This is a genomic window from Myxococcus vastator (assembly GCF_010894475.1).
GTDB lineage: Bacteria > Myxococcota > Myxococcia > Myxococcales > Myxococcaceae > Myxococcus > Myxococcus vastator.
On record NZ_JAAIYB010000138.1, the window covers coordinates 1 to 18,439 of the forward strand.

Below are 18,439 nucleotides of genomic sequence, written 5' to 3' on the forward strand. Positions count from 1 at the left end.
CTCCGGGCGCGAGCGTGGGGGGCGCGGGCGGCTCGGCGGGCGGCTTGATGCCATAGAGGTGGGCCAGCGCGCGGGTCAGCGCCGCGTCCGAGGCGATGTGCGCTTCGACGCGCGGCATGCCGGACACGGCGCGAACGGCGTCCACGGCCTCCAGCGACACGGGGGCGGGCAGCGCGATGTGGAGCACTTCCCGCTCGCCCTGGTCCAGCAGCACCTTTTCGATGCGCAGCGGGACGACCCGGTACTGGCGCGCCAGGCGGACGGGGAGGTGGTTCCGCAGCCCGGCGTCGGGCGGGTTCCGTTCCAGGTCCACCGCGTCCACGCCGAGCTGCTCGGAGAGTCCGCGAAGCACGTCGGCTTCGGAGCAGAGGCCCTCTCGCACCAGCGCCCTCCCGAGCGGGACATGCACCTCATGGTGATGCACCAGTCCCACCCGGAGCTGGGCGCGGTTGAGCACTCCCCGTTCCAGGAGAATCTCGCCGAGCGGACGTCGTGAGCCAGTCTCCATGAAGACATGAGGTCTTCACTCGACGCCCCGGCCGGCGAGAGGCGGCGGGCCGTGGGCTCGCCAGGTCGCCTGCCTGGCTGGCGGGGCTCAGCCGCGCGAGGCGAAGTGCTGCTCGTAGACCTCGGGCTTGAAGCCCACGAGGACGGCGTCGCCGGAGACGAGCACGGGACGCTTCACCAGCTTTCCATCCGCGGCCAGCCACTCCACCAGCTCCGCGTCGCTGGCGGCATCCACCTTCGCCTTGCCGAGCGCGCGGTAGCTCTGGCCGCTGGTGTTGAGCCACTTGCGGACAGAGACACCGCTGCGGGCAATCCACTGCTTCAGCTCCGCCACGGTGGGCGGCAGGTCGACGATGGGGCGCACCTGGTGGGCCACACCTTGCTCCTGCAACCACTTCAGCGCCTTCTTGCAGGTGCCACAGCCCGAGTATGAGAGTACGAGGACGTCTTTCGCCATGCGCGCGCTTGTAACAGGGCACCCGCGCCTGTCCCAGCAGTGAGTCCCCGGGTCGTCCAGACCCGGTTTGCGAGCCGCGAGCAGCGCGTGTTAGCGCCAAGGGACATGAAAGCCTTCCGCCGCTCGCGTTCGCTGTTCGCGCTCCCCGTGCTCCTGGTGCTTGCCGCCTGTTCGTCGGGGCCAGAGGACAGGCTCGCTCCCGGAGACGACGCGGGCGTGACGGACGGCGGCGCGGATGCGGGCACGCCGGACAGTGGCACCGACGCGGGCAGTGACACCGACGGGGGCACGCCGGACAGTGGCACTGACGCTGGTAGCGACATCGACGCTGGCACGCCGGACGCGGGTCCGGACATCGAGGTCCCCGATGATGGCGGCACGATTGTCAGGGGGACGTTGACGGGGCGGCTTACGGTGGAGGGCTCGCCGTACCGGGTGGTGGGCGATGCGAACGGGGTCGTCTCCATCCCCCAGGGGCAGGTGCTGACGGTGGGGCCGGGCGTCATCCTGGACTTCCGGGGCCAGCCGGAGGTGACGGAGCGCGACGTGGATTCGGACGCCCCCGACAACGTGATGAACCACCAGGCGGGCCGCGTGGAGGTCCGCGTGTACGGCGCCATCCAGGTCCAGGGAACGGCGGAGGCGCCCGTGCTGCTGACGTCCACCAATCCCCATGGCTGGTGGGGGATGAACTTCTACGGCGCCAATTCGGTGGGCTCGGGCGACCCGGTGTTCGAGCACATGATTTTCGAGAAGGTGCGCAAGAATCAGTACAACAGCGACCGCGATTGGACGCGTGGCGCGCTGTGGGTCTACTACCCGGGACCGGTGACGATTACGGACTCGGTGTTCCGTGACAACGAGTCCTCCGCCAACTGCGGCGCATTGGACCTGATGTTCACCGACGGCTCGCGGGTGGAGAACACCGTCTTCGAGAACAACCGCATCCGCGAAATCGACCGCTTCGCGCAGCCGGGCACCTCGTCGATGGCCGGCGGCGGGGCGGTGTGCATCACCCACGGGCGCAACACGGTGCTGCGCAACAACACGTTTCGGGGCAACTTCGTGGAGGCCTTCGGCGGCTCGCTGACGAGCGACCTCTGGGACCGGCCCATCCTCACGTGGCCCAACCCGCAGGGCATCTTCGACCTGGGCGGTGGCGCCGCCATCCACTACTTCCAGCCGGACAATGACCTGCTGGAGGGCAACGTGTTCGAAAGCAACTTCATCCCGCTGGGGCCCGGCGCGGCCGTCCAGTTGGAGGACATGGGGGGCTCCCGGACCGTCATCATGCGAGGCAATCGCTTCGTGAACAACCGGGGTGGGGCCGGAGGCGTCATCACCTGCAACCGCGGCTCGAACACCGGCGAGCTGGTCATCACCAGCGACAACGTCTTCACCGGCAACACGGTGAATGGACAGCCGGCCACGAACATGACGGGCGACTGCGGCGTGGTGACGCAGTAGCGGCTCCTCACGGACTGGCGAAGCGGACGCCCGCGCGGCTCAGCAGCGGGTCGTCCGCCAGTTGCCACAGCGCGACGGCGTGATTCTCCTGCCCGGTGCCACCGAAGTGCAGGCCTAGCACGGCGTGCGTCTCCAGGTCCACGATGGGGGAGCCGGAGCTGCCTCCCAGCGTGGAGCAGTCATGGGAGAGCTGCTGCCGGGCCACGTCCAGCGAGAGCAGTTCCCCGGGCTGGAGCCGCTTCACGCCAAACGCGTCCTCGAAGATGCGCAGCAGCACCTCGGGCGGCGTCCGGCCGTGGTCCTTCATCGGGTAGCCCACGCAGTACAAGGCGCGGGAGTCCGCCGCGTCCGGTGCCTGGGTGGCGATCCGCAGCGGGGCGGGACGCAGCACCGCGCCCGTGGGCGCGCCCAGTCGCAGCAGCGCCAGGTCATGCACGGTGTGAATCGCCGCGACACCCTGGATGGGGAAGGTGGCCTGGGCATCGCGCTGGTGCTCACCCAGCCAGTCCACCCGAGGCACCACGCCGAGCCGCAGCACCCACCTGTCCGTCGCCTGCCGACAGAAGTGCTGCGCGACGTGGCGGTTGGTCATCACCAGCTCATCCGTCACCAGGAAGCCCGTGCCGAGCATGCCGCTCCCGGCCAGCTCGATGCGCCCGGTGGCGTCGATGGTCCGCTCGATGTCCTCGCGGTGTTGCTCCAGCACCTCCCATCCCACGGGCGGCGCACCGAAGCTGCCGTTCCGGATGGCGAGGGCAGGACGGCCGAAGAAGGCGACGACCGTCTCCAGCGCCGTCCGCTCGGTGACGGACAGCGGTGTGTCTTCTCCTGAGTGCTCCAGCCGCGCGAGGACCTGAGCGCCCGTCGTCAGCAGGGCACGCAGTTCGTCGCGCAGTGCGTCGGCGGTCACCTTGCCGACGACGGACGTGTGCACGCGCCAGGACGGTGGGAAGTGCGTGGCGACGAGCGCCTCCACGCCGTCAGGGCGTAGCGCCTCGCGGACCTTCGGCAAGTCGCGGAGGGCGCGGTGCCTCGGCTTGGGGCCTTTCGCGGCGGCGCTCATGGAGACGTCATTCCTCACGGCGTCGGAGGGCCCGCCAGGGGGGCCGCTGGGAGAAGGGAGGGGTCGCAGATGGCCTGGACCGGCGCGTACTCTCGCCGTCCGCGCATGAGCGTGCAGGCCTGCCGCAGCAGGTCCTCCATCCGGAGGGAGAAGAGATAGGCGCCGTCCGAGTCGAAGGACGCGACGCGCGTGCCTGCCGCATCGGCCGTCAGCTCCAATCCGGAGTGGCCGCCATGATGCAAGTCGGCCACGTGTCGACCATCGGCGGTCCGCCAGAAATGGAGCCTGCCCGACATGTCCGAGATACCGAAGCGCCCCTGTGCGTGATGGACCCGCACCTGGATATTCGTGCTCAGGGTGATTCTGCGCACGCGCGCGCCCGTCTTCGGGTCGAAGAGGTGGATGGCGTTGTCCGTCACCGCGATGAGCCGGGAGGTATCTGGCGAGAAGGAGAGCGCCTTGACCTTCCCGTCGATGGCCGCCAAGGGCCGCGGCCGTCCGTGTGTGGCGTCGAAGAGGTAGGCCTGCCCCATCCAGTAGACGTCGGGGTGGTTGGCCACCGCGAAGTACTTCGAGTCCGGTGAGAACGCGGTGACGGCGGTTCCCTGGCTCGTGGGCAGCGGTGCCAGCCGCTTCCCCGTGGCGCTCTCCCAGAGAGCGGAGGACTCGGGCACGTTGGAGATGGTGACGAAGCGCTCGCCATTTGGGGAGAACGAGGCGCCGTGTGACGTCATCGTCGATGTGGCCAGGGGCGCTTCGTGCGTGAGCCGGCAGGCCTCGGTGGAGCCCAGGTAGACGGCGCGGGAATCCTCGATGGCGAAGTGCTTGCCGTCTGGGGAGAACTCGACGCGGGCGCTTGGTGAGAACGTCTTCGTTGTCTGGCATCCGTCCTCGCCAGTCGCCCCATCCCGCCGGAGGTGAGCGCGAGCGCGCGGCGTGGCCACGCCGCGCTCGGTGGCGCGCTGCCAGCTCCAGTGGGCAGGAAGCGAGGTGAGGTGGAGGCCTGCTTCGATGGGCGGCGGCTGGGAACGCGGTCCACGCGCCGCGTGGTTCACATCCCAGAACTGGACCTTCACGCCACAGCGGACGGCGAGGAGCTGACCGTCGCGTGAAAAGGCGCCCTCCAGCGGCGGATGCATGCCGGTGACGTCACAGTCTCCCAGCCCCGTCGTGGTGGCCGTCCGCCTGTCGACGAGCGAGAGCTGGCCGCTTTGGGGCTCCCGCACCACCATCCAACGCAGGTCCCCGGACACGGCGAAGCCGCCCGGCACGTATTCGTCCCAGGTGGTGATGTCGAGGCTCATTCGCGTCAGGCCGGGATCGGCCTGGACGAGCAGCGAGCGTCCATCCGGCGCGACCAGGGCGCGCTCCGCCCGATAGTCCAGGGGCCCCTTGCGGAACATCCAGCGCTGGGTGGCCTGGGGAAACCGGATGTAGGGATGCGCGCCGGAGAGCGCATCGGCGAACTCGGCGACGCGGCGTCCATTTTCGAAGATGCGTCCGAAGAGCGGGTTGGGCGTCCATCGGGGTCGCCTCCGCGGGGACTCCGCGCGGCCCTGGGCTGCGCCGGGGGCTTTGTCACAGAGGCGAACGGCGAGCGCCGCGGAGAAGACGTCGTCGAAGGCCCAGAGGCTGCATTCGTCGTCGAAGGACGGCATGAGCGCGTGCCCTTCGAGTTTCGTCAGGGTGCGCAAGTCCCTGCCCGAGGGCACGTCTATCAAGTGGAGGCTCACGTCTCCGCGCCGTTCTCCGAGCACCGCCAGCTTGCTCGAAGGGGAGAAGGCGACCGAGGGGCCCGGGTCATGCGTGGTGATGCACCGGATACGGCGCGCCTCGGAGGTCAGGTCGTAGAGGCACGTCGTCTCTTCACCGCCCACCCAGGCGTAACGCGCGTCGCCCGACAACACGGCTTGGGTACAGGGCTCCTGGAAGGTCAGCTCGCGCAGCTTCTGGCCGGTGTTCGCGTCCCAGAGCTTCACCGTGCGGTCGCGGCTGGCGGACAACACGCGGTCGCCGCGCTCCGAGAACGAGATGGCGGTGACCTGGTCCTGGTGGGCGTCCGGGAGGGAGGGCACGGAGCCCGAAGCGCTCCACCGCAACAGGGCACCCTGGCGGCTCCCCAGCCAGAGCGTTCCATCTCCAGGTGAGAAGCCAAAGGCGTGCGTGTCCACGCCTGAAACGTCGGCGTGCAGCGAACGCATGCACTCCATCGGCGCGCCTCCCGGGCACAGGTCGACGGACTCGAACTCGCGCAGCAGGCGGGCGGTGCGGACGTCCCAGAGCCGGCTGACGAACCGCATGGACGGAGACAGCACGATGCCGCGAGTGACGAGATGCCGTGAGTCCGGGGAGAACGCGCCGACGGTGCGCGCCTCGAGCTCCGTGGACAAGGGCGCGGAGTAGAGGAACGCGATGATGGACTCGGTCAGCGCTTCCGTCACTTCATCCTGGGCCGCGTCCAGGCCTTCCTGGGGGCTCCCCGCGAGCTGGATGGCCCGGGTGAGCGCCTCCACCTCGCGCCCAGGGCTGCGCGACAGGCTCACCACGGCGTCGGCTTCGGAGATGCGCAGTTGCTGGGAGAGCCGCTTCGAGGTCGCTGCCTCGGCGGCCACGGCAAGCTCGGCCGCATCCTTCGCTGCCACGGCCTGTTGCTCGGACGCCACCGCCCGCAGGTAGAACCCGCTCACGCCCAGCAGGGCACTGACGGAGGCGCCCAGGGCGAGCCACAGGTTGCGCCGTGCCCGTCCCTGCCGCCGCCGCGCTGCTTCCTGGCCGCGCAGGACGTACCGCTGGGCCAGCGCGCTCGTCTGGTGCGCATGGAGGGCGAGCATCGCCTGCGCGCGGGTGAGCGCCTCGCCTCGCGGCAGCCGGTGCTCGGCTTCCTGCCGCTGCTGCGCGCGCTCCGCTTCCCACCACCGCTCCGCGTCGGCCTGCACGGCTTCGTGCCAGCGCCGGAAGGCCCGGTCCTCGGTGCGCAGCTTCACGAAGCGCTGCCAGTGCGTGAGGAGCGCGTCGTGAATCAGCTCCACCGTCTCTCGCCGCTGATGGCCGTCCTGGGACGTCACCAGGAGCCGCCCGTTGACGAGCACCTGGAGCACCGCGTCCACCTCGGCCTGCTCACCCAGCCGCCCGCGCAGCACCTCCAGCGGCACCCGGCGTCCCTTGTCCTCCAGGCCGCTGTCCGCCTCACCCAACTGCACCAGCTCCAGCAGCAGCCGGTCCGCCAGCCGGCGCTCCGAGGGCTTCAGCGGTTCGTAGACGCTGTCCGCCCAGCGCGCCAGGGAGCCGAGCAGCCCCGCGCTGGCGTTGAAGGACTCCAGGGTCATCGCGCCATCCCGCGACGCCTGCCACAGCTGCGTCAGCGCAACCTCCAGCAACGGGAGCACGGTGACGCGAGCGCCCGCGCCGGACTCCACGCGGAACTCCTCCTGCGCGGCCAGGGCGATGGAGTCCACCACCTCGGGCGGGTCGAAGCGCAGCCCCACCTCCCGGGCCGGACCGGAGATGATTTCCCGAAGCTCCGAGGGCGTCAGCACCGACGGCACCTGCACCCGGTGCTCACCGAGCAAGGAGCGCAGCCTCGGCGCGCGCTCGGACAGCACCGCGTCGAACCCCTCGCGCAGCGCCACCACGCACGTCACTGGCAACGGCGCGTCCGCGAGCGCGGAGAGCTGCTGGAGGAATCGTTGATGCCGCGCCAGCTCCGCGCTACTGCCGCGCAGGAGCACGTCCTCCAACTGGTCGATGACCAGCACCAGCCGCTTCCCTGGCTCCGGATTCGCGGTCCGCCACGCCTGGACGCGCCCCACCAGCGCCTCTCCCGCGGGCAGGCCCGCGTCATCCAGCGCGGCGAACGGCTCCAGTCCCGGGCGCAGGGCCCGGACGTCCCAGTGCTGGCTGCCCGGAATGGACGTTCCATTCCGCAGCGCGGGAATCAGCCCCGCGTGGAGCAGCGACGACTTGCCGCTGCCCGACGGGCCGGAGACCTCCACGAACCGGGGCAGCTTCGCCAGCAGCGGCAGCAGCTGCTCGTCCAGCACCCGGCCGCGTCCCTTCCAGAACCGCGCGTCCGATTCACGGAACGACGCCAGGTCCCGGTAGGGGCAGTCCTCGGAAGCGCGCAGCGCCGGACAGCGCGCGAGCAGCTGCTCCGTGGGCGTCGCATACGCCTCCCGCGCCTCCGAGGCCGCGGCCTTGAAGCGCACCACGCCCACCACGCGCCGCGTCTGCTCATCGAAGAGGGGACCGCCGCTGAAGCCCTCCCGGATGTCCGAGCCGTGCAGCAGCAGCTTGCGGAAGTCGCCGTCCCCCGTCGCGTAGCCGATGGTGCCGCGGGCCCAGGTGCCCGTGTCATCGAAGCCCCGCGGAAATCCGAACGTGGCGAAGCGGTGGTCCGCGCTCCGCTCCGCGCTGCCCAGGGGGAGCGGGGTGGAGGGCCCTCGGAGCGGGCGCGTCAGCTCCAGCACCGCGAGGTCCGCCACGTCCGTCGGACTCGATGCGTCGAGCCGCAGCCGCGCCGAGGCCTTCTCGTGGCTCTGAAGCACCTCCAGGCAGATGGCGTCTCGCTCGGCGTCGCCGAGCGTGTCGAGCACGTGCCAGCACGTCACCACCAGGCGCTCGGTGACGAAGAACCCTGTTCCGAGGACGTGCTGCCGATCCCTGCTCAATACGCGAACGACGCCTTCTCGGAGGTCACTGCCTTTCATGATGAGCGCGAAGCTAGCACGCGCACCCAGCGCTGATTCCAGGCGCACTCAGGAGGTGGATTCCGTCTCCGTGAGCGCCTCCACGACACGGCGGGCGGCCCGTCCCAGGGTGATGCCCGCGCGATGGTGGAGCTGGGGATGGAACGCGTGGGTGGCGTCGCCCGCCAGCTTCAGCGCCTTCAGCTCGCCCCGGCGCAGCTCGCGGGCGGCCATGTATTCGGGCAGCCACCCGAAGCCCAGCCCTTCCATGATGGCGGCCTTCTTCGCCGCGAAGTCATTGAGGTGCACCGTGGAGCGCGTCTCCAGCGCGCCGGTGCTGAGTTGGAGCCGCGGGTCCGAGCCGCGCACCGTGAGCACCAGGTGCTCGGCCAGGTCCTCGTCCTTCAACGGTCCCCGCCGCCGGGCCAGGGGATGTCCCCGGTGGGCCACCAGGATGGCCTTGAGCTCCGGCAGGCGGTACGTGCGCAGGCCCGGCACGGTGGGCGGCAGCAGCGTCACCATCAGGTCCGCCTCCTCGCGCGCGAAGGCCGCCTCCACGCCGGAGAGGAACTCCGCGGAGACATGGAAGCGGGTGCTGGCGCCCTCGGCGCGCAGCTCCTTCACCACGCGCAGCAAGGGCTCCGCGGGGAAGATGCCGTCGAAGACGATGCGCAGCGCGGGCTCCCAGCCGGCGCGAATCTCCGCGCACGCGGCCTCCAGCTCGCGCTCGGCGACCAGCAGCTTGCGGCAGTGCTCCAGAATCCGCTCCCCGGCGGGCGTCAGCCGGGTGCGGTAGCCGCGCCGGTCGAGCAGCGTCAGCTCCGTCTGCGCCTCGAGCGTGCGCAGCGCGTACATCACCGCCGTGTGTCCCTTTCGCAGGGCCTCCGCCGCGGCCGTGAAGGTGCCGTGGCGGGCGAGGGCGTCCAGGGCGCGGGCCTGCTCCAACGTGACGTTCATGCCCGACATTGTGCAATTTTCAGACAAGCCCAGGCACTTCTTTGAGGAAGGCCCCCCATGGCTTGCTCATGCCCGGGGCTCGCGGGACCTGGCGCCTCTAATCCGGAGTAGCCGGGTTTGTGTTTCACGCGCAGTCTCAAGTGACACGGTGCCAACACGCCGCGTCACGTATTTCCCTCTCAGGGATGGCGTCGTTCGGGATTCTCAACGCCTGCTGGCTGCGTAGAGTGCGGGCAGAGATTTTCATCCCGAGGAGTCGCCCATGGTTCGTGGTTGGCAGCGGTGGAGCGCGTGCGGAGTCCTGGGTGGCTGGGCGCTGCTGAGTCTTCCCGGGGCCGCGCTCGCGAAGGCGCCTCCGTTGCAACAAGTCACCAGCTGGGTGCACCAGTCTGGCAGCCCGCAGGACGAGCTGGCACAGGCGGTCACCACCTCGGGCGACGCCATCTTCACGGCGGGCTACACCAGCGGGCGGCTCGGCGCGGACCCCTCGGCGGGGGGCCAGGACGCCTACGTTTCGAAGTACGACGCCGCGGGCGCGCTGCTGTGGACGCGGCAGCTGGGAACGTCCGCGAATGACCGTGCGCTCGCGGTGTCCGCGGACGAGGCCGGCAACGTCTACGTCGCGGGCTACACGTGGGGCAGCTTCAGCTTCTACGAGAACGCCGGCGGCACGGACCTGTTCATGGCGAAGTACGACGCGAAGGGCGTCTTCCAGTGGGTCCGGCAGTTCGGCACCGCCACGGATGACTACGCCACGGGCATCGCCGCCACGCGGCTGGCGTCACAGGACGCCGTCTTCGTCAGCGGCTACTCGCTGGGGCGCTTCGATGGCTCGGCCCCGCAGGGCAATTACGACGTGGTGGTGGCCAAGTTCGACACGGGCGGCAATCCCTATTGGCTGCGGCAGTTCGGCTCCGCGCGCAGCGACGTGGCGCTGGGCGTGGCCGTGAGCCGCGAGGAGGACGTCTACGTCACCGGCTACACCTTCGGCAGCCTCGACGGCGTGACGAACCCGGGCAACACGGTGGACCTGTTCCTGACGAAGTACAGCGTCCTGGGCGAGCCGCTGTGGATTCGCCAGCTCGGCTCCTCGCATGACGAGTTCGGCACCGGCGTCGCGGTGGCGGACGATGGCGGCGTCTACGTGTCGGGCTACACGTCGGGCTCGCTGGAGGGGAACGTCCGCCTGGGGTCCTATGACGCCGTGCTGGTGAAGTACGACACCGAAGGCCGCTGGCATTGGACGCGGCAGCTTGGCACGGCGACCACCGACTACGCGCAGTCGGTGGCGGTGGGCAAGGAGGGCCGTGTCTACCTGGCGGGATTCACCTCCGGCGCCATGGGCGGCGAGCCGTCGCTCGGGAGCACCGACATGTTCCTGGCCAGCTACGACAGCCACGGCACGTGGCTGGATTTCCGGCAGGTGGGCTCCGCGTCGGCGGACCGTGGCCAGGGCGTGGCCACCTCGCAGGACGGCGCCGTCTATCTGGTGGGCTACACCTTGGGGCAGGCGTCCAGCTTCCCCAGCGCGGGTGGCTACGACGCGGTGCTGTACCGCTTCCTGGATGGCGCCACGTTGCCGGATGAGCCCGGGCCGTGGGGGCCCCGAGGGGACTCCAAGGGCCTCTGACAAGCCGCTCGCAGTCCAGCACGGGACACCGCGCGCGGGGGGCCTCGGCCAACGCGCGCGCCGCCGCGCTACGCTTCCTCAATGAGCCAGCAGGACGACGGCGCGGCGACGGCCCGCTACAAACAAGCGGCCGCTGAATGGGCGGTGGACGGTTTCCTCCAGCCGGGCATGGTGGTGGGGCTGGGCACGGGCAGCACCGCGGCCTTCGCCGTCCAGCGGTTGGCCGCGCTGCGCGCGCAGGGGCGGCTGTTGGACGTGGTGGGCGTGCCCACCTCCCGCGCCACGGAGGCGCTGGCGCGCTCCTGGGGCGTGCCCGTGACGACGCTGGACACGCACCCCGTGCTGGACGTCACCATCGACGGCGCGGACGAAGTGGCGCCGGACCTGTCCCTCATCAAGGGCGGAGGTGGCGCGCTGCTGCGCGAGAAGATCGTCGCGCAAGCAAGCCAGCGCGTCGTCATCGTGGTGGACACGGGAAAGCTGTCCCCCGTGCTGGGCACGCACGGGCCGGTGCCGGTGGAGGTGCTGTCCTTCGGTTGGCGCTCCCAGGCGCGGTTCCTCGAGTCGCTCGGCGCGCGCGTCTCCGTCCGGCACGGCGCCGGCGGCGAGCCCTTCCTCACGGACCAGGGCAACCTCGTGCTCGACTGTGCCTTCGGTCCCATGGACGCGCCCGCGTCGCTGGCCGCGAGCCTGGGCGCGCGCGCGGGAATCCTGGGCCACGGTTTGTTCCTGAACCTCACCACGGACCTGGTGGTGGCCGGGCCGCACGGCGTGGAGCACCGCGCGCGGTGAGGTCAACCCGGTGTGCCCTCACACCCGGTGTCCCGCCACACCCAGAAGGCAAACAGCGCCAACGTAGGCGACTGTGTGGCCAGTATTTTATGTATTCCTTGTATTCACCGCCGCGCGGCGTCAATCCCAGCGCAATCCCGCAGCTTGCCTGGACGTCCAGGGGCGCTGAAGCGCCGCGCTAGAATCGTGACGGACCGTGTTGGTGAAGCGGTTAGAATCGTCCGTCAGCCAGCACTTCAGAGGGGGCCCATCTGGGGGTGGCTGGTTCGAGGGTGCCTTGCGTATGCGACTCTTCCGTTTCTCCGTTTCCGCGACCTTGCTGTTGTCAGCGGCGTCGTGCTCTCCCGGCAAGGTCTCGTCAGGGACACCTCCTGAAGTCGACGAGGCCTCGGCGACGCGTGTGCGGCGCATGACGCGCGCGGAGTACGACAACAGCGTCAACGCCATCTTCCCCACGACGGTGCCGTTGGTGATGACGTACTCCTTCGCGCCGGAGGACACCATCCTCGGGTTCTCCACCCACGACCGGCTGCAGGTCACCTCCCTGCTGGCGGATCAGATTGACGTGGCCGCCAGCAACCTCGCCGAGTACGGCAAGGTTCAACTGCGTGAGGACTGGACGTGCGCGGCGGACGTGCCGGAGCAGGAGTGCGGGGAGAAGTTCATCCGCGGCATCGCCACGCGCGCCTACCGCCGGCCCGTCACCGATGACGAGGTCGCCGACTTCATGGTGCTGTGGCGGGAGGCGCGCAAGGGGACGGACCCGGCCACCTCGGCGCGCGTCGCGCTCCAGGCCATCTTCTCCTCGGCGTCCTTCCTGTACCGCACCGAGCTGGGCGCGGAGGGCGCGGGCGCCAACCAGGTGGTGCGGCTGACGCCGCACGAGGTCGCCACCGCGCTGGCCTTCGCCATCACCGCCGGCCCCGCCGACGCGGAGCTGCTGGCCGCGGCGGAGGCGGGCCAGCTCGATTCGCCGGACGAGCGCGAGAAGCACGCCCGCCGGCTGCTGGCCACGCCCGCGGCGCAGCGGCACCTGTACCGCTTCGTCGAGGAGTGGCTGGGCCTCACCGGCCAGGCCAACCTCACCAAGAACAACCAGGTGTTCCCGGCCTTCAGCGCGGCCTTCAAGGTCTCCAGCCACGCGGAGACGCGGGACTTCATCAACCACATCCTGAAGGAGCGCAACGGCTCCGTCCGCGAGCTGCTCAACGCCGACTACACCTATGCCGACGCGCGCATGGCGTACTTCTACGGCTCCCAGCCCACCACGCCGGACGGCACGCCGGGCCGGCTGCCGCTGCCGCCCGAGCGCGCGGGCATCCTCACCCACGCCAGCGTGCTAGCCACCTACGCGCTCTTCGACTCCAGCTCGCCCATCCGCCGCGGCAAGTTCATCCTGCACCGCCTGCTGTGCCGCGAGGTGCCGCCGCCGCCGGCCACCATCTCCATCATCCCGCCGGAGCCGGTGCTGGACCGCACCACGCGTGAGCGCTTCGCCGCCCACACCAACAACCCGACGTGCGCGAGCTGTCACCGCTCCCTGGACCCCATCGGCTTCGGCTTCGAGGACTTCGACGGCCTGGGCAAGCACCGCACGGAGGAGAACGGCCTGGCGGTGGATGCCTCCGGCTCCGTGGAGCTCGCCCATGGCACCGTCCCCTTCACGGGCGCCGCGGCGCTGGCCCGCGTGCTGGCGACCAGCGATGACGTGGGGGACTGCGTGCCGCTCCAGCTCTTCCGCTTCGCCATGGGACGGGACGAGGCCCCCGTCGACGAGCACATGCTGGCCGACATGCGGTCCCTGTTCCGGGCCAACCCGGAGTGGCGGCTGGGTGATGCGCTCGTCGGCCTCGTGCGCTCCCCGTATTTCGTCCACCGGCGTACCTCTTCCCCCGAGTAGCCCCCATGCTCCGCGAACTTTCCCGACGCTCCCTGCTCCAGGCGCTGGCCGGCTCGACGGCGGCGCTCCCCCTGGCCAACCTGCTCGGCACCACCGACGCCTACGCCCAGGGCACCGCGCCACCGCTGCGCTTCGTGGCCCTGTTTACCTCTCACGGCTGCCTTCCGGAGTTCTGGAATCCCCAGGGCTCGGAGTCGAGCTTCACGCTCGACTTCCCCAACTCCATGCTCGCGCCGCTCCAGCCGCACCGGGACAAGCTCCTGGTGCTGGACGGCCTGGACTACCAGGTCCTCTACGAGCAGGGCCTGACGGGCCACGAAGGCGGCCCGGTGACGTTCCTCACCGGCAGCAAGGTGAACACCGGCAGCGGTGACCACCTGCCGGAGAGCGCCTCCCTGGACCAGGTGCTGGGCAACCACATCGGCGGTGGCACGCGCTTCCGCTCCCTGCAGCTCAACGCCTGGGAGCAGTTCGGCGGCCAGCACGTCTACAACAGCATCAGCTTCACGGCGAACGGCTCGCGCGTCCCCTTCGAGCGCGACCCGGCCAACGTGTACCGGCGCCTCTTCGGTGAGGCGCCCCCGCCGTCCGCGGACCCGGCGGAGGTGGCGGGCAACCGGGCGCGCCGCAAGAGCGTGCTGGACTTCCTGGTGAAGGACGCCACGCGCCTGCGCAACCGCCTGGCGGGCGCCGAGCGTCAGAAGCTGGAGACGCACCTGGAGGCGCTGCGCGACATCGAGCGGCGCCTGGGCACGCTGAGCACGGACCCGGCGCCCGTGTCCCAACTGCAGACCGGGGGCGCTGAGTGCGCCGCCAACCTCGAGGTGCCGTCCTACGGCCTGGGCGGCCTGGGCAACCTCAACAACATGCCGACGCTCACGCGGCTGCACATGGACCTCATCGCGCGCGCCTTCGCGTGTGATTTGACGCGCGTCGTCACCATGACGATTCCGGGGCCGTCCATGCCCTGGCTGGGCATCCACGAGGACACGCACAACGACCTCGCCCACCTGCTGGACGTGCAGGAGGAGCCCCGCCGGTCCACCATCCGCGGGAAGATGGTGCAGGTGCAGCGGTGGTACGCCGAGCAGCTCGCCTACCTGATGACGCAGCTGGCCGCCATCCCGGAGGGCAGCGGCACCGCGCTGGACAACACGCTCATCTACTGGGGCAACGAGCTGGGGGACGCGTCCGGCCACATGAACGTGCGCGTCCCCACCGTGCTCGCGGGCGGGGCGGCAGGCCGCTTCCGCATGGGCCGCTTCCTGCGCGTGCGCCCCGCGGGCTCCAACCCGCTGGGCGGCTGGACGGGCCCCGGCACGCCGCTGAATGGCGCCGTGGCGCACAACAAGCTGCTGGTCTCCATTGCCCGGGCCTTCGGCGTGAATGTGAATACGTTCGGCCACCCCGACTACACGGGGGAGCTGCCGGGCCTCACCTGAGCGGCGCTCGGGCCTGAAGTCCGGCCCCGGTGGAAGCGGCGTGCTTCCGCCGGGGCCTTCGTGTCTCTTCAGGGCGCCGCGGTGGTGGGCTGGGCGTCAGCGCCCCGCCAGCGGCGCAGCAGCTCGCCGGCGCTGCCGCCGCGCTCCAGCCGGGCGTGCGTCACGGCGTTGGCCGCGTCCAGGTGGATGACGAAGGCCAGCGTCGGCTCGCCGCGCAGGTGGTAGCGCAGGTCGGCGATGCGCACCCTCCGGCCCCCGTCCTCGAGCGGCTCCCACCGCACGAGCGGGAAGCGGGCCCAGGCGAGCGCCTCGCGCACCGTCGGCACGGCCCGCACGTCCTCCGGCAGCGCGCTTCCGGAGGCCTCCGCGCGCCGGGCCTCGGCGGGCGGGCCCAGCAGGGGGACCGCGCCGGCGGCGAAGACGTCGCCGGGCAGCGTGGCCACGTAGCGCCACGTGCTCACGGAGAAGGGCTGGGGAAAGACGCGCACGGCCTGCGCGGCGGGGTAGGTCGCCTCCACCCGCTGCGTCAGCACCGCCCAGGTGGCCACGCGGAAGCCCACGTACGCGGCGGAGCACGCCGCGCTCCACAGCAGCGTCTTGCGCCAGGCCGCGCGCCGGCGCCAGGCCAGGACGGCGCCGGCGAGCAGGGGCAGCGTCACCCAGGGGTCCACCACCATCGTCCAGTCCAGGCTCAGGCGGCTGTCGGAGAAGGGGAGCAGCACCCGCGTCCCCCAGCCCGTCCACAAGTCGGGCAGCAGGTGCGCGAAGACGACGGAGGCCAGACTGGTGAGGAACACGGGCGCCAGCCGCGCGCCGCGGAAGCAGGCGCGGGCGGCCAGCGTGGCGGTGAGCGCCACCAGCGGCGCGGCGATGAGCGCGTGGGACAGCCCCCGGTGGGCCTGGAGCGCCACCGTCACCGCGTCGCCGCGCGCCAGCAGGGTGTCCAAATCTGGCAACTCCGCGGCGAGCACCGACGCCACCAGCACCGCGCGGTCCGTGGGGGAGGCGCGCTCCGGGGCGCCGGGGCGCACGTCGGGCTTGCGCATGGCGCCAATGGCGAGCCCGAGCAGTCCGTGGGTGAGGTTGTCCATGGCGGGGCTTCGTCTACCGCCCCGCGGGCCGCGTGGCCAGCGGCGGGGGAGGCGCCATCCGCCCGGCCCCTGAAACGGCGAAGCGGGACGCCAGGAGTCCTCTGGCGTCCCGCTCCAGGTGTGGCGTCACCGGGCCAGGCCCGGCGTCAGGCGGTGGCTACCCGCCCAGGGCGCCGTTGATGAGCGGCGCGACAATCTGCATGCCCGGGTCCTCGGCGTTGTAGCCGTTGGCGGGCTCGTAGATGCGGATGCGCTGGTTGCCGTTGATCCACCGCGACAGGAACGTGTCCATGCCCACGAACTCGCTGTAGCACTTGTACGTCTGGCTCCACGGGAACTCGAGGTACTCGTACCAGTGGCGCTTCTTCTCCATCTGCTGGCAGGCGTGCGCGCCGATGAAGGTGATGATGGTGCTGCAGTGGCTGGAGTTGATGGCGCGCTCGTGCGGGATGAAGTAGCTGAAGTTGTTGTACTTGTTCAGCTCGGTGACCAGCGCGTCCTGGTCCTGCTTCCAGTAGCCCAGCACGGACTCCTTGTCGTTGGGCGCGTGGAAGCGCTCATAGGAGAAGCGCGAATAGTTGTAGTCGCGCGAGTAGCCCGTGTAGGCGAGCTGGTCGTTGGGGAACTCCTGCGCCACCATGCGGTTGATGGTGCCGAAGTCGCCCTGGCTGAACGTGCCCGGCAGCAGGGAGAAGACGGAGTTCAGGTTCCACGACTGGCGAATCTTCTCGTGCAGCGCGCGCGAGCGGAAGTTCGCGTTGGGCGCCAGGAAGATGGGGCCGGAGTCGTTGAGCAGGTAGCCGCGCGCCGGGTTGATGGCCTTGCGCACGAAGTAGTAGCCGGCCGCCGTCGCCGTGCCACCCGCGCTGTAGCCCGTCATCAGCATCTTCTGGACGTTGGGGAACTGCGTCTTCGCGTAGTTCGCGATCGCCAGCGTGTTGCCGTAGCCGTTGTGGTGCCACGTCAGCGGCGGGTTCTGCCCCGTCGAATCGACGTAGGTGGCCACGTTGTTGCCCACGTGCACGTCACCGGTGCAGTACGGCACGTAGACGATGTTCCAGTTCTTCGTCACCAGGTCCGTCTTGCTGCGGCCCGGCAGGCCCGGGTCCGCGCCGTTGACGAGCGGCGACACGTACTTGGCCGTGAACTGGGTGATGTAGTCGTCGGCGATGCCGTTCGGGTTGGCGGCGCCCAGCAGGCCCGCGCGGCCGCTACACGTGTCGTAATCCCAGCACGCGCCGCCGCCCTCGAACAGGAACATCAGGTTGGGCGAACCCGTGCGGTGCACCCAGAACTTGAACTGGGAGCCATTGCCACACTTGGTTCCCGGCAGCTCCACCTTCTGCCAGTTGTAGTTGTTGCCACCGTCCACCAGCACGTCGACGATGGAGGACATCACCACCTCCGCGCGTGCGGCTGCGGGCACGAGCGCGGCGGCCGTGAGTCCTGCAAGGACCAGGTTCTTCATTCGGGGACCTCCGGGTTTAGTTGGAAAAGCCGTGTATACAATAGCGTTGCATCAGAGTCAGGAGGATTGTGGTTGTTTCATGCCGCCGACGAGCGGGACGTAGGTGCTGCATCGCGCCAAGGAGACAACGCATTGCAGCATTGTGGGTGATGCATTGCGCCATTCGCGGTGGGAGGTTGCCGCGCCCACGCCGTGCGCGGTATTCGGAGCGGCATGGCCGTGAATGCATGGAGGAAGGGCCTGCCCGGCCTCGTCGTGGCGACGGGCCTCGTGGTGGCGGCGCTGGTGTACGCGCTTCGCCAGGACGCGGAGCCGGTGACGCCGGAGGCGCCCGCCGTCGTCCAGACGACCGCCACGCCCGTGGCGCCGCAGGCCGTGGCGCGCACGCCGCCGCCTCCGCCGCGGGCCACGCCGCCGCCGTTGGACCTGACGCGGCCGCCCGAGGAAGTGCCGGACGACAACACGCCCAAGGTGCACCCGGTGGACCTGCAGGTGATTCGCGCGAAGCTGCCCGACAACCTCTACTGGCGGATGGGCGCGCCCACGCAGGACCCGGCCGAGCTGGAGCGCCGCGAAGGGGAGTCCCGCCGCTGGAACGAGCTCTACGGCAAGGTGCTGTCCGCCGAGGCCACGGTGGAGCAGATTCACGAGTACTACGGCCACCGTCGGCAGGTGTCCGAGGACTTCATCACCTTCTCCACCGAGGTGTTGACCCAGTTCGGTGACGTGCTGCCGGAGCGGGACCGGGGACTCTACGAGCTGAGCATCAACATGCACCGCACGCGGCTGGCGGAGCTGCCGGCGCAGGAGCAGGACGCGCTCGACCGACGGGAAGCCCAGGAGCGCCGCCGCGAGGCGTGGCGCCAGGGCCAGCAGTCGCCCTGAGCGCTCTGTCGGGCGGGCGGGGAGACTGTCCACCTCCGGACAGTGTTTGCGCGGGCGCGGCCGAGACTCCGCGGGGTGGGGGAGGGCGTTTCCCC

General features: G+C 70.4%; 13 protein-coding genes. 6 read left to right on the forward strand and 7 right to left on the reverse strand.

What is annotated here, in order from left to right:
* A partial coding sequence (locus G4D87_RS15750; RefSeq protein WP_504112561.1) for a GspE/PulE/PilB domain-containing protein occupies nt 1–508 on the reverse strand: 508 nt, incomplete at its 3' end.
* A gap of 87 nt (nt 509–595) precedes the next feature.
* Nucleotides 596–964, reverse strand: coding sequence for an arsenate reductase family protein (locus tag G4D87_RS15755; protein ID WP_163782890.1), 369 nt, complete (start codon nt 962–964; stop codon nt 596–598).
* A 105-nt stretch (nt 965–1,069) separates the two neighbouring features.
* Between G4D87_RS15755 and G4D87_RS15760 the strand changes: the two genes are divergently transcribed.
* Nucleotides 1,070–2,431 (forward strand): right-handed parallel beta-helix repeat-containing protein, encoded by a 1,362-nt coding sequence (locus G4D87_RS15760; RefSeq protein WP_163782891.1) that lies wholly within the window; start codon nt 1,070–1,072, stop codon nt 2,429–2,431.
* A gap of 7 nt (nt 2,432–2,438) precedes the next feature.
* Here G4D87_RS15760 and G4D87_RS15765 read toward each other — a convergent pair whose 3' ends face one another.
* Genes G4D87_RS15765 through G4D87_RS15775 form a run of 3 tightly spaced genes read right to left on the reverse strand, consistent with a single transcriptional unit; the run spans nt 2,439 to nt 9,136 of the window.
* Complete coding sequence (locus G4D87_RS15765; RefSeq protein WP_163782892.1) at nt 2,439–3,494, reverse strand: trypsin-like serine peptidase; 1,056 nt, start codon at nt 3,492–3,494, stop codon at nt 2,439–2,441.
* Nucleotides 3,495–3,508: 14 nt separating this feature from the next.
* Nucleotides 3,509–8,200, reverse strand: a complete 4,692-nt coding sequence (locus tag G4D87_RS15770; RefSeq protein WP_240358309.1) for an nSTAND1 domain-containing NTPase — start codon at nt 8,198–8,200, stop codon at nt 3,509–3,511.
* Nucleotides 8,201–8,248: 48 nt separating this feature from the next.
* Complete coding sequence (locus G4D87_RS15775; protein ID WP_240358310.1) at nt 8,249–9,136, reverse strand: LysR family transcriptional regulator; 888 nt, start codon at nt 9,134–9,136, stop codon at nt 8,249–8,251.
* Between the two features lie 262 nt (nt 9,137–9,398).
* On the opposite strand from G4D87_RS15775, the gene G4D87_RS15780 reads away from it, so the two are divergent.
* From G4D87_RS15780 to G4D87_RS15795, 4 genes are all read left to right on the forward strand, one after another.
* Entirely contained in the window at nt 9,399–10,766 is a 1,368-nt protein-coding gene (locus G4D87_RS15780) for an SBBP repeat-containing protein (protein ID WP_240358311.1), read from the forward strand.
* Nucleotides 10,767–10,847: 81 nt separating this feature from the next.
* On the forward strand, nt 10,848–11,558 hold the full coding sequence (gene rpiA, locus G4D87_RS15785; protein WP_163782895.1) for a ribose-5-phosphate isomerase RpiA: 711 nt from the start codon (nt 10,848–10,850) through the stop codon (nt 11,556–11,558).
* Between the two features lie 196 nt (nt 11,559–11,754).
* Nucleotides 11,755–13,458 (forward strand): DUF1592 domain-containing protein, encoded by a 1,704-nt coding sequence (locus tag G4D87_RS15790; protein ID WP_163782896.1) that lies wholly within the window; start codon nt 11,755–11,757, stop codon nt 13,456–13,458.
* Nucleotides 13,459–13,463: 5 nt separating this feature from the next.
* Nucleotides 13,464–14,900, forward strand: coding sequence for a DUF1552 domain-containing protein (locus G4D87_RS15795; RefSeq protein ID WP_163782897.1), 1,437 nt, complete (start codon nt 13,464–13,466; stop codon nt 14,898–14,900).
* 68 nt (nt 14,901–14,968) lie between these two features.
* Here the strand turns inward: G4D87_RS15795 and G4D87_RS15800 are convergent, their stop codons facing one another.
* Both G4D87_RS15800 and G4D87_RS15805 read right to left on the reverse strand, forming a co-directional pair.
* Nucleotides 14,969–15,991, reverse strand: a complete 1,023-nt coding sequence (locus G4D87_RS15800) for a metal-dependent hydrolase (protein WP_163782898.1) — start codon at nt 15,989–15,991, stop codon at nt 14,969–14,971.
* Between the two features lie 157 nt (nt 15,992–16,148).
* Nucleotides 16,149–17,459, reverse strand: a complete 1,311-nt coding sequence (locus tag G4D87_RS15805; protein ID WP_163782899.1) for a pectin acetylesterase-family hydrolase — start codon at nt 17,457–17,459, stop codon at nt 16,149–16,151.
* 213 nt (nt 17,460–17,672) lie between these two features.
* On the opposite strand from G4D87_RS15805, the gene G4D87_RS15810 reads away from it, so the two are divergent.
* Nucleotides 17,673–18,344, forward strand: coding sequence for a hypothetical protein (locus G4D87_RS15810; protein ID WP_163782900.1), 672 nt, complete (start codon nt 17,673–17,675; stop codon nt 18,342–18,344).
* The last annotated feature ends 95 nt before the right edge of the window (nt 18,345–18,439 follow it).